This is a genomic window from Neisseria subflava, from assembly GCF_003044645.1.
GTDB classification, from domain to species: domain Bacteria; phylum Pseudomonadota; class Gammaproteobacteria; order Burkholderiales; family Neisseriaceae; genus Neisseria; species Neisseria subflava_B.
Map to the genome: position 1 here is coordinate 263,999 of NZ_POXL01000002.1, position 12,676 is coordinate 276,674.

Sequence of the window (12,676 nt, forward strand, 5' to 3'; positions counted from 1 at the left end):
TTCAGACGGCCTTGGCAAACCGGCAACGGTAACAACACATACCTTACGAAAAACGCTCAGCTCGAACTTCTGGCCGTCTGAAAACAAATAATATGAACGCGAAAAAAATCCTCGGCTACGCATTGGGCCCGGTAGGAAGCGCCGCCTTCGGCCTGCTTTCCCTGCCACTCATCTCATGGTACTTCCCTGCGGAAGACATCGGTCGTATCGTACTCTTGCAGACCATTGCCGGACTGAGCATTCTGCTCTTGGGCTTGGGGCTGGACCAATCCTATATTCGCGACTATTACGCCGTTAAAGATAAGGCCGCGCTGTTCAAATCCGTTTTTTTATCGCCATTGATTCTGACGGTGGCGGTTGTGGTTTTAGTGTTACTGATAAACGCATCATGGCCGTCTGAAATCATTTTTGACATCCCCAGTGCAAATTTGGGGATTCTCTTTCTGATTTTCTTGGCCACCACGTTGATTACCCGTTTTTTAGCCTTGATTTTGCGGATGAAAGAGCAGGCATTGGCTTTTTCCGTCAGCCAGCTTACGCCGAAATTCTTGATTTTGGTGTTGGCTTTTGCCGTGATTGCATCCGGCTTGCCTGCCAATACTACTTCGCTGGTCTTTGCCTACACTGCCGCCCAAGTGCTGACCGTTGTACTGTTGATATATCAGCTGCGCCAAGACCTGCAAGCCGTTTCCCATGCGAAATGGTCGTCCGAGCTGCATCGAGACGGCCTGCGCTACGGCCTGCCGCTGGCATTCGGCAACTTGGCCTATTGGGGCCTGACTTCGATTGACCGCTTTGTCCTAAAGAATATCTCGGGCTTGGACGAGTTGGGCATTTATTCGATGGCAGTCAGCTTTGGCGCTGTCGCCTTGATTTTCCAAAGCGTGTTTTCCACCATTTGGGCGCCTTTGGTGTTCAAATGGGTGGAAGAAAAAACCAATCTGGACAAAATCGGCGACATCACGCTTTCCATGACCGTCCTCATCAGCGCAATGATTTGCCTTATCGGGATTTTCTCGCCGATGGCGACCTGGATACTGCCGGAAAAATACACGCAGGTTCAATTTATCCTGCTCTCGTGTATGCTCTTTCCCCTGTTTTACACGCTGACCGAAGTCAGCGGCATCGGTTTGAACGTCGTCCGCTCGACTTGGCTGATTACCGTCATCAACATCGTTGCCTTTATCGCCAATACCGCCCTGCTCTATCTGCTGGTACCGAAATTCGGTGCAAAAGGTGCGGCTATGGCCAGCGCAACGGCTTTTTGGCTGTTTTTCATCTTTAAAACCGAATTCTCTTCACGCCTGTGGCAGCCTTTGCCGCGCCTGAAGATTTATACCAACTCAACGCTCTGCCTGATAATCTGCCTTGCCTACACTTGGCTGGGTACGCGCGACAACTACATCTGGTTTGCGCTGGCATGGGCAGTCGGACTGGGTTTCCTGTTCCTAAAATACAAACACGCACTATTTGCCGCGACCGAAAAAATCAAAGCTAAATTAAACCGTTCGGCAAAATAGCCAACCTGAGATTCATGTCTCTACGATAACAACAGAACGACTATGAAAATAAAACGTCTAAATTTATACACTTACATCCTATACATCATGCTCGCAGCCTATATGCTGGGGCCTGCGCTGTCCTTTAAGGTCGGCGTGCCGCGTATCGACAACCCGCTGACCCTGATATTTGTACTGCTTGGTTTTGTCGTATTTTTTCTGGAAAGCAAGCATATTCCGCGCAAGATTTTTGCCATGCTCTGCGCCCTGACTGCCATGTGCATCTGGCCTGCCATCCACATGGGCATTACGTCGCTGACACCGACGCAGTACATGGATATTTTGTTTTTTATGGCGGTTCCGGCTTTCTTCTACTTGTTTTACCAAGTATTGAAGCGCGCTGACGACCCTTTGGGGACAATTCAGAAGTTCCTCATCGTATTTACGCTGTTTATCGCCGTACCGCCGTTTGCAGAGCTGGCTACCGGTATTCAGTTTGTGAGTGCCAGCGATGAGTTGGCTATTGATGAAGGCTCGCTCAAAGGCTTGTTCTTTAACCCGAACAACCTTGCCGCCACTGCAGTCTGCCTTGCGCCTGCCATTTTGTTTTTCTTCCAACTCCAAGGACGGAAACACAAAGAAAAACTGCTGGGCTGGGGCTTGTTCCTGCTGTTGGGCATGGCCATTTTCGCCAGCGTATCGCGTACCGCCATCGGCTGTTACCTGTTGATTTTGTTGGTTTATACAGCCTATCGCAAAAACGGTTTTATTACGGTCGGTGTAGCAGGTTTGCTGGCATTAGTGTTGTCGATGATTCCATCACGCGCGATTGCAGAATTTTTGCTGTCGCTCAACGGCAACCAGTTTTTGGAACGTTTTTCCAGCCGCGTGTACCTCTTCCTGTACGACTTGGGCAGCGACAACTCCGTGTCCTACCGTCAGGAGATTTACAACTACTTCTGGAACAATCCGCCCCTGCTGCTAACCGGCTATGGTCCTAAAAACTTCCGCGAATATTTCGGTGGCCATTTGAGCGGCAGCTTGGGCTTTGAAAACCCGCACAGCTTCATCATCGAGCTGTATCTGGGTTTCGGCATGATTTCCTTACTCGGCTTTATTGCCTTTGTGGCGTGTTATTTCCTCTACATCGCCTCAAACCGCGCAGTAACCGGCAAATCACGCGTTTTGGCTTGGGTTGCCTTGGGCATTTTCCTGTTGGCCGGTTTTATTCCGTCCACCATTTTGCGTATGCCGTTTATCTGGCTGCCCTGCCTGCTGATTTTTATTTACAGCGTATTTGTTGCGCCCAAGCTGAAAGATATGGCCGCTTACGCATACAACGAAACACTATACGATACGAAGAAACCATCATGAAAATCATCTTGACTACCTCCATGTCCGGCCTTGGTGGCACTGAAAACGCCACTTTCCGCCTCGGCCGCCTGCTCAAACAACGCGGACACGATATCGTATTGGCCTCTTCAGACGGCCCTTTGATTCAGGAAGCGCAAGCATTGGGCATCCGTTGGCAGCCGATTGATTTTTACCAAGGCGGTCTTTTGGGTTACGTCAAAGGCATGTTTGCCTATATGAAACTGCTGAAAAAAGAGAAGCCCGATGTGATTCACTGCCAAATGGCGCGTATCGTTCCGGCCTGCGCCATTGCGGCCAAGTTCGCTTCTCCGAAAACCAAAGTGTTCTACCACGCGCGCGGCCTTGATCCGGAAACTTATCCGAAAATTGCCAAGCTTTTCGACAAGCTGGGCGTGTACATCATTGGCAACTGCAAACACGAACGCGAAAAACTCATCCGTTACGGTTTCCCTGCCAACCGCATCACCTACACTTACAACGCCCTGCACAAAGCGGATTACGTTCCTGAAAAAACAGTCAAAGACTATGTCCAACTGGGCACACTTTCCCGTTTGGACACCGTCCGCGCCGTGCACCTGATGTTGGATATTTTGAAGAAAATGGTTGACCGCGGTATGCCTGTACGCCTCAACGTTGCAGGCATCGGCGAAGAAATGGACAACCTCAAAGCCCAAGCCAAACGTTTGGGCATCGAAGACAAAGTTACCTTCCTCGGCGGCGTCCGCGACTTGACCGGCTACTTCAAAGAAGTCGATATTTTGGTGAACACGCCGCATTGCGTGGGCGACCACGGCGCAGGCGTCGGCAACAATATTTTGGAAGCCGGCCTTTACGACACGCCTGTCGTGACCTACAACATGGCCGGCATTTCTGAAATGGTCATCACCGGCCAAACCGGCTACTGCATTCCTTTCGGCGATGACGAAGCGTTTATCGAAGCCGTCGATACACTCATCAAGCATCCTGAGTTGCGCAGTCAAATGGGCAAAGCCCTGCACAAACACGTTGAGACCTTATGCTCCGACGACGAAATCTACCGCACCACCATGGCTGCGTACGAAATGTAAGGCCGTCTGAAACATGAACATTACCATCGTCGCCCCTTATTGCTCGCTGCCGTCCGAGCCGCATTTCAACCGCTTCTGGTATCTTGCCGAGCTGTTGTCGCAGTCGCATGACGTGTTGCTGATTACCAGCAACTTCAAGCACTACAACAAATCTTTCAGACGACCCGAAGATGCCGAGGCCGCCTCACAAGGCCGTCTGAAAGTCATGCTGTTGGAAGAAAGCGGATACAGCAAAAACGTGTCTTGGGGACGCGTGACCAGCCATCACCGCTTCGTCAAACATTTTGAAAAATGGTTGGAAAACTGCCGTCCGGGCGAACAAGACGTCGTCTTTTCCGCCTATCCGCTGATTGCCACCAACCTGCTGTTGGGCAAACACAAAGCACGTTTGGGCTACAAACTGATTGTCGATGTGCAGGACGTATGGCCGGAGTCTTTCTCCTCGGTCGTACCGTTTTTGAAAAAAGTACCGCACAACCTGCTACCCTTTGCTTCACGCGCCAACCAAGCCTACCGCTATGCCGACGCGCTGGTTGCCGTATCGCAGACTTATCTCGACCGTGCCAAAGAAGCCAATCCGAACGTACCCGGCGAAGTCGTCTATATCGGCGCCGACTTTCCCAAACTCGATGCCGCGCCTGCCAAAGATTTTGGCGACGACAAAACCCGCTTTTTCTACTTGGGCACGCTCAGTTACAGCTATGACGTGGAAACCGTGTGCAAAGGCGTTCGCAAGCTGTTGGACGCCGGCGAAAACGTCGAGTTGCACATCATGGGCGGCGGCCCCGATTTGGACAGGCTCAAACAATATGCCTGCGACGACATCAAGTTTTACGGCTACATTCCCTATGCCGAAATGATGTCGGTCGCCAAGGGCTGCGACATCTCCGTCAACGCCATCCACTCTTACGCCATGCAGTCGATTACCAACAAACTTTCCGACTATATGGCTTTGCAAAAACCGATTCTGAATAGCCAGGTCAACGACGAAGTTGCCGAAGTCCTTACCCTGCTGCCGCATGCGGACTACCGTTCCGGCGATGTAGAAAGCTTCGCTCAAGCCGCCAAAGATATTTTGAAGCGCAAAGACGATCCTGTTCAGTCCGAAGAAATCATCCGCCGCTTCAAGCGCGACGTTGCCTATCAAAAAATCGTCAACCTGATTGAAAGATTAGCTCATGAATAAATTTTTCAAACGCCTGTTTGACATTGTTGCCTCCGCTTCAGGGCTGATTATCCTGTCGCCTGTGTTTTTGATTTTGGTGTACCTCATCCGCAAAAACTTAGGCTCGCCTGTGTTCTTCATCCAAGAGCGGCCGGGCAAGGATGGCAAGCCGTTTAAAATGATTAAATTCCGCTCCATGCGCGATGCAATCGATAAAGACGGCAACCCGCTACCGGACAGCGAACGCCTGACCGATTTCGGCAAAAAATTACGTGCCACCAGTTTGGACGAACTTCCTGAATTATGGAATGTCTTAAAAGGCGAGATGAGTCTAGTTGGCCCTCGTCCGCTGCTGATGCACTACCTGCCGTTGTACAACGACTTCCAAAACCGCCGCCACGAAATGAAACCGGGCGTGACCGGTTGGGCGCAAGTCAATGGCCGCAACGCCATTTCATGGGACGAAAAGTTCGCCCACGATGTTTGGTACATCGACAACTTCAGCTTTTGGCTGGATATCAAAATTTTGTTCCTGACGGTTAAAAAAGTCTTCGTCAAAGAAGGCATCTCAGCCGAAGGAGAAGCCACCATGCCTTATTTCACGGGTAATAAAACTGATGAAAAAAAATAACATACTGATTCTGTCGGCAGGTCGCCGTGTCGAATTGGTGCAGGACTTCCAAACCGAAGCCGCACGTTTTTCAGACGGCATCGGCGTATTTGCCACTGACCTCAATCCCCACATGTCTTCAGCCTGCCATGTTGCCGACCGCGCTTTCAGCGTGCCGCGCATCGATGCTGCCGAATACATTGACAGCATTTTCGAGTTGGCCAAACAACACGACATCGGTCTGATTGTGCCAACCATCGATACCGAGCTGCTCAAACTGGCTGAAGCACGTGACCGTTTTGAAGCAGAAGGAATACACATTGTCATTTCGGATGCAAAACTGATTACCCTGTGCCGCGACAAGCGCCTGACCGCAGGCCTGTTTGCACAATACGGCATCCGTTCGCCTGAAATTTACGAACGTGACCGCCTGGTTTTCCCATGTTTTGCCAAGCCTTATGACGGCAGCCGCGCCATCGGTACGAAAAAAATCAACACACCGGCTGATTTGACTGTCGACATTACCGAAGACCCGAAAATGATGTTCGCCCAATACATCGATATCGAGAATACTTTCTCCGAGTTTACCGTCGATATGTATTACGACCGTCAAGGCCGTCTGAAATGCGCCATTCCTCGCGAACGTTTGGAAGTACGCACCGGCGAAGTCAGCAAAGGCGCGACCCGGCGCAATGCCCTGTATAACGAGCTGGTTGAAAAAATGGCCGTATTGGAAGGCGCACGCGGCTGCATTACCGCGCAATTCTTCGTCAGCAAAACCGACAGCACAACCTACGGCGTAGAAATCAACCCGCGTTTCGGCGGCGGTTTCCCGCTGACTTACGCCGCAGGCGGCAACTATCCGGGCTGGCTGATTCAAGAATACATCGGCGGCCAAGACGTCCCTTTCTCCGACGACTGGGAAAACAATTTAATCATGCTTCGTTACGATGCTAAAGTTTTGGTAAAAGAACATGATTAAGCCGGAAGAATCCGTCATCGTCTTTGATCTTGACGATACGCTTTACTCTGAGTACGACTACAAATGCTCCGGAATACAGGCAGTTGTAGGGATCATTACGTCGCTTTACCCGCAATACGATGCCGATGTACTAAATGAAATTGCAGACAATAAAAGTAAAGACTGGCTCGACAATTTGTGTCATCATTGCAAATTAAACGAACTAGAGAAACAATCACTTTTGTGGCAATATCGACTACATAGGCCTGTTATCCGACCCTATGTCGAACCGTCTTTTTTACGGAAGCTGATGCGCCCTTTTGCCGCACGCGCCCTAATTACAGACGGCCGCAGTCTGACACAGCGTTTGAAAATACAGGCCTTGGGTTTGACCGATTTGTTTGACGACATTTTGATTTCGGAAGCCATGCAATCGGAAAAACCCGACGATAAGCGTTTTGTCTTCCTGCAAAACAAATATCCGGCTGCAAAACGTTTCATCTACATCGGCGACAACATCAAAAAAGATTTTGTCGCACCAAACAAACTGGGTTGGCTCTCCATAGGCATCATGCCTAAGCCGCACAATATTCATCAAGCCGAGCCCGAGCAATACGGTCGTGAATACCAGCCCACCCTTTGGATAAACACCCTGGAAGAATTGACTACACTGACAACTTCCGCCACCGAAAAAGCAAATGCATAAGGGACATTTCTCCATGAAAATCTTATTTATGGGTCGTAAACAGGTTTCCGCCAACCTGCTTCGTTTTTTGACCAAACAAGACCATATCGAAATCGTCGGTGTCTTGACCGACAGCCATCTGCAAGGCTCGCCGACCACGGCCGCCGCACAGGAATTGGGCTTGCCCCTGTACACCTTCGATACGGCTTTGGAAGCAATGCGAGAAGGCCGTCTGAAATACGATTTGGGCTTGTCCGTCCTTTACTGGCGCAAGCTGCGTGATGAATACCTGAGCATTCCGACTTTAGGCACGATCAACTTCCACCCTGCGCTGTTGCCCGAATACAAAGGCACAGGCGGCTACAACCTGGCCATCATGGACGAGCTGAACGAATGGGGCAATACCGCCCACTACGTCGATGCTTCCATCGATACCGGCGAAATCATCGAAGTGGACCGTTTCCCTATTGACGCTGAAACAGAAACCGCCCAATCGCTCGAACGCAAAACCATGCAGGCATTGGAAGATTTCGCACGACGCATCATCACCCGCGCCATCGAGTCGAAAACCAAATTGCCGACCACGCCAAACATCGGTGGCCGCTACGTCAGCCGTGACGAGATGGAAGCCATGAAGCAAATCCGCGACGGCGACAATATCGAGAAAAAAATCCGCGCCTTCTGGTTCCCACCTTACGACGGCGCATACGTCGAAATCAACGGTCAGAAATACACCCTGATCAACCGCCAATTGCTGGAAGAAATCGCCCCCAAAGGCTCAACCAGTCTTTTCGCAGGAAAAACAAATGCTTAATACATCACTCTCCCCATGGCCAAGCTTTACTCAAGAAGAAGCCGATGCCGTTTCCAAAGTCCTGCTGTCCAACAAAGTCAACTACTGGACAGGTACGGAATGTCGCGAATTTGAAAAAGAATTTGCTGCTTTTGTCGGCACGCAATACGCCGTCGCCCTTTCCAACGGTACGTTGGCTTTGGACGTAGCACTCAAAGCAGTGGGTATCGGCCAAGGCGACGATGTGATTGTCACTTCGCGCACTTTCTTGGCTTCCGCATCCTGCATCGTGACCGCCGGTGCCAATCCTGTGTTCGCTGATGTCGATTTGAACAGCCAAAACATCAGCGCCGAAACCATCAAAGCCGCTTTGACTCCAAACACCAAAGCCATCATCGTGGTTCACCTTGCCGGTATGCCTGCAGAAATGGACGACATCATGGCTTTGGCAAAAGAACATAACTTGTGGGTTATCGAAGACTGCGCCCAAGCGCACGGTGCGAAATACAAAGGCAAATCCGTCGGCTCTATCGGCCACGTCGGTGCTTGGTCGTTCTGCCAAGACAAAATCATGACTACCGGCGGCGAAGGCGGTATGGTAACCACCAACGACAAAGAGCTGTGGAGCAAAATGTGGTCGTACAAAGACCACGGCAAAAGCTACGATGCCGTGTACCACCGCGAACACGCGCCCGGTTTCCGCTGGCTGCACGAAAGCTTCGGTACCAACTGGCGCATGTTGGAAATGCAGGCGGTCATCGGCCGCATCCAGCTCAAACGCATGCCCGAATGGACGGCGCGCCGCCAAGAAAACGCCGCCAAACTGGCAGAAAGTTTGGGCAAATTCGCCAGCATCCGTTTGGTTGAAGTGGCCGACTACATCGAACACGCGCAATACAAGTTCTACGTTTTCGTCAAACCCGAACACCTGAAAGACGGCTGGACACGTGACCGTATCGTCAACGAACTGAACGCGCGCAAAGTCCCATGCTATCAAGGCAGCTGCTCCGAAGTGTATTTGGAAAAAGCCTTCGACGACACGCCTTGGCGTCCGAAAGAGCGTTTGAAAAACGCTGTCGAGTTGGGCGACACCAGCCTGATGTTCTTGGTGCACCCAACCCTGACCGATGAAGAAATTGCGTTCTGCAAAGAAAACATCGAAGCCGTATTGACTGAAGCCACGGCATAATCATTTTCAGACGGCCTGCAACTTCAGGCCGTCTGAAAAAATAAAACAGCCTGCTTCAAACAATCCGTACCAAGCCACATTACAACACTCAGACACAAGAAATATAAAATGAACTTGGAAACCCTGCTGGCTCTGCCGCGCAACCTTAAAAAAACCTTCTTCGTCATCCACGATATCTTGATGATATTCGTGGCGTTTTGGTTTGCCCAAAGCCTCAAAGTGCAATATTCCGACGAATGGTTGAGTATCGCCAACTGGCTGGCTTTCGGCAGCACTGCCGTGCTGACCATCATCCTTTTCATCCGTATCGGCCTCTATCGCGCCGTCACACGCTTTGTCAGCATCCGCGTCCTGACCGCCGCCGCATTCGGCAGCATCATTTCGGCGGTCTTGTTCTGTTTGACCACCCTGATTTTTGAGCAAAAACTGCACCTTGCCCTGCCCATCGTCTATTTCTTGGTCTTGGTGGTCGGCGTGACCAGCTCGCGCATGATCCTGCGCGCGATTCTGACCGACCATCACCGCAAACAGATGACCCCCGTCATCATCTACGGTGCAGGCCAATCTGGCCGCCAATTACTGGAAGCCATCAAGCAGGTTAACGAATATTCGGCCATCGCCTTTGTCGATGACAACCCGAAAATCCAACGCACCGTCATCTATGACCTTGCCGTCTACAACCCCAACGAAATCCCGATGCTGATCAGCCGCTACGGCGTCCGCAAAATTCTGCTAGCGATTCCAAGTTCTACGCCTGAAGAACGCAAAGACATTATTCGCCGCCTCGAAGCATACAAATGCGAAGTCCTGACCATTCCGGGCATGAAGGATTTGGTGGACGGCAAAATCAACGTCAGCTCATTGAAAAAAATCTCTGTGGTCGATTTGCTCGGCCGCGCCCCTGTGGCACCGCACCCTGAATTGATGAGTGCCGACATCAGCGACAAAGTCGTGATGGTGACCGGCGCAGGTGGTTCTATCGGCTCCGAACTTTGCCGTCAGATTCTCAACTGCCGTCCGACCAAACTGCTGTTGTTTGAATTGTCCGAATTTGCCCTATACAGCATAGACAAAGAATTGCGCGAAACCCAAGCCGCGCAAGGCAGCCAAGTCGAAGTCGTACCGCTTTTGGGTTCGGTTCAAAACAAAGAACGCCTTAGCAGCATCATGAAGGCCTACCAAGTCGACACCGTTTATCATGCCGCAGCCTATAAACACGTCCCTATGGTCGAGTTCAACACCATCGAAGGCATTCAAAACAACGTGTTCGGCACACTCTGTTGCGCGCAGGCTGCCGTAGATGCGGGCGTTTCCACCTTTGTTTTGATTTCCACCGACAAAGCTGTCCGTCCGACCAACACCATGGGCGCCAGCAAACGCATGGCCGAACTCTGCCTGCAGGCCCTTGCCGCCGAGCCGGAACAAAAAACACGCTTTTGCATGGTACGTTTCGGCAATGTATTGGGTTCGTCCGGCTCCGTTGTCCCAGTATTTGAAAAACAAATTGCCGAAGGCGGTCCGATTACCCTGACCCACCAAGACATTACCCGCTACTTCATGACCATTCCCGAAGCGGCGCAACTGGTTATCCAAGCTGGTGCAATGGGTAAAGGTGGTGACGTATTCGTCCTCGACATGGGCGAATCCGTCAAAATCATCGACCTTGCCCGTCAAATGATTGTCCTCAGCGGCCTCAAGGTCAAAGACGAGCAACACCCACACGGCGACATCGAAATCAAGATTACCGGCCTGCGCCCGGGCGAGAAACTTTATGAAGAACTGCTCATCGGCGACGAGGTGCAAAAAACCACTCATCCCCGTATTATGACCGCCAGTGAAGTAATGCTTCCATGGACGCAATTATCTGACATACTGTCGGAACTCGAAACCGCTTGTCTCCAAAGCGACCAAAACAGCCTGCGCCAGCTTCTGTTGCGCGCACCGACAGGCTTCGTACCCAAAGACGGTATCTGCGACTTGGTTTGGCAACAAAACAATAAGGCCGTCTGAACATTTTCAGACGGCCCGGACACCATCCCGCAAGGACTACTACATGAAAAAAACGCTCTCCCTGCTTACTCTATTCGCACTGACTGCCTGCAACAGCACGACTGTCATTCCCGGTTCAACCATCAAAACCAGAACCAAAACCATTGTTTACACCGATACCGACACCGCCGCCGATACCAACCTCGACAGCCGTGTTGCCGTTTACCCCATCACGCCCAACCTGATTGAAAAAATGCGCACGCCACCCGTACTTTCCCAAGCCAACCAAGGCTTGGAGCAAAGCAAAAGCGCTTACCGCTACCGCATCGGCAGTGGCGACGTCCTCAATATCATGGTTTGGGCGCACTCCGACCTTAATTCTCCCATCCAGCAAAGCAACCCGCAAACTAACCAAGTCAGCCGCGGTGCCTGGGTAGATGAGGGCGGTTATATCACTTACCCGTTGGCAGGCAAAATTCAAGCCAAAGGCAAAACTTTGGACGAATTGCAAAACATCTTAACCAACCTCCTAAGGCGCTACATCAAAAACCCTCAAGTCGCCATCAACGTTACCGAATTCCGTTCGCAACGCATTTCAGTATCCGGTGCCATCAGCCAAGCAGGTCAGCTGCCGATTACCAATATCCCGATGACCATTTTGGATGCCATCAACCAAGCAGGCGGCGTCACCCAAAGTGCCGACACCCAACACATCAAATGGACGCACAACGGCGTCGACCGCACCATTTCCCTACAAGACATGCTGCAATACGGCGATATGTCACAAAACCATCTCCTCAGCCATGGCGACATCGTTTACGTTCCTAACAGCAGCAACAACAAAATCTACATCATGGGCGAAGTCGGCAAACAAGCCACCCTGCCGATCGGCAATCACGGCCTCAACCTGACCCAAGCGCTCGGCGAAGTGGGCGGCATGAACCAAGCCTATGCTGATGCAACCGGCGTATTCGTAATCCGCCGCGTACCTGAAGATGCGGCCAAACCTATCCACATCTACCAGCTCAACCTGAAAGATGCGACCTCTTACGCACTGGGCAGTGAATTCAAACTGCGCTCCGAAGACACCGTTTACGTTACCGCCGCCCCAGTTACCCGTTGGAACCGCGTAATGTCACAAATTACCAACTCCATCAGCAACGTCAACACCCTCGACAATACGTTTAAATAAGCAGTGGTTCCTGCTGTCAGACCCTTGTTTGACAGCAGGATACAAAATCACGCACAATCCGACCAAATTACATAAACGGCATATAAAAGCCGTACACACCGCACAAACGGAAAAGCAGTATCTTATAGTCTGACTCACGCTTTTTTTCAGAC

Annotated in this window: 11 protein-coding genes; all 11 read left to right on the forward strand. The window is 51.2% G+C overall.

The features are described 5' to 3' along the window. Window positions 1-92: 92 nt before the first annotated feature. On the forward strand, window positions 93-1,520 hold the full coding sequence (locus tag DBY97_RS03135) for an oligosaccharide flippase family protein (protein ID WP_107857386.1): 1,428 nt from the start codon (window positions 93-95) through the stop codon (window positions 1,518-1,520). Window positions 1,521-1,562: 42 nt separating this feature from the next. Continuing rightward, window positions 1,563-2,873: an O-antigen ligase family protein gene (locus DBY97_RS03140; RefSeq protein ID WP_107857387.1), complete on the forward strand. Its 1,311-nt coding sequence runs from the start codon at window positions 1,563-1,565 to the stop codon at window positions 2,871-2,873. Further along, window positions 2,870-3,940, forward strand: coding sequence for a glycosyltransferase family 4 protein (locus DBY97_RS03145; RefSeq protein ID WP_107857388.1), 1,071 nt, complete (start codon window positions 2,870-2,872; stop codon window positions 3,938-3,940). The genes DBY97_RS03140 and DBY97_RS03145 overlap by 4 nt, the downstream gene beginning before the upstream one ends. A gap of 13 nt (window positions 3,941-3,953) precedes the next feature. Continuing rightward, on the forward strand, window positions 3,954-5,126 hold the full coding sequence (locus DBY97_RS03150; RefSeq protein ID WP_107857389.1) for a glycosyltransferase: 1,173 nt from the start codon (window positions 3,954-3,956) through the stop codon (window positions 5,124-5,126). Beyond that, entirely contained in the window at window positions 5,119-5,736 is a 618-nt protein-coding gene (locus DBY97_RS03155) for a sugar transferase (RefSeq protein ID WP_049333552.1), read from the forward strand. The genes DBY97_RS03150 and DBY97_RS03155 overlap by 8 nt, the downstream gene beginning before the upstream one ends. After that, a complete protein-coding gene (locus DBY97_RS03160; RefSeq protein WP_107857390.1) occupies window positions 5,723-6,697 on the forward strand; it encodes an ATP-grasp domain-containing protein in 975 nt (324 codons plus the stop codon). Before DBY97_RS03155 ends, DBY97_RS03160 begins: the two co-directional genes overlap by 14 nt. Next, window positions 6,690-7,382, forward strand: coding sequence for an HAD family hydrolase (locus DBY97_RS03165; RefSeq protein WP_049336949.1), 693 nt, complete (start codon window positions 6,690-6,692; stop codon window positions 7,380-7,382). The genes DBY97_RS03160 and DBY97_RS03165 overlap by 8 nt, the downstream gene beginning before the upstream one ends. A 13-nt stretch (window positions 7,383-7,395) precedes the next feature. Next, window positions 7,396-8,175, forward strand: coding sequence for a methionyl-tRNA formyltransferase (locus DBY97_RS03170; protein WP_107857391.1), 780 nt, complete (start codon window positions 7,396-7,398; stop codon window positions 8,173-8,175). After that, the gene (locus tag DBY97_RS03175; RefSeq protein WP_107857392.1) at window positions 8,168-9,343 is read left to right on the forward strand and encodes a DegT/DnrJ/EryC1/StrS family aminotransferase; all 1,176 of its coding nucleotides are present in this window, start codon (window positions 8,168-8,170) and stop codon (window positions 9,341-9,343) included. Before DBY97_RS03170 ends, DBY97_RS03175 begins: the two co-directional genes overlap by 8 nt. Before the next feature lie 108 nt (window positions 9,344-9,451). Continuing rightward, window positions 9,452-11,353, forward strand: a complete 1,902-nt coding sequence (locus DBY97_RS03180; RefSeq protein ID WP_107857393.1) for a polysaccharide biosynthesis protein — start codon at window positions 9,452-9,454, stop codon at window positions 11,351-11,353. Between the two features lie 43 nt (window positions 11,354-11,396). After that, entirely contained in the window at window positions 11,397-12,524 is a 1,128-nt protein-coding gene (locus DBY97_RS03185; RefSeq protein ID WP_107857394.1) for a polysaccharide export protein, read from the forward strand. Window positions 12,525-12,676 lie beyond the last annotated feature (152 nt).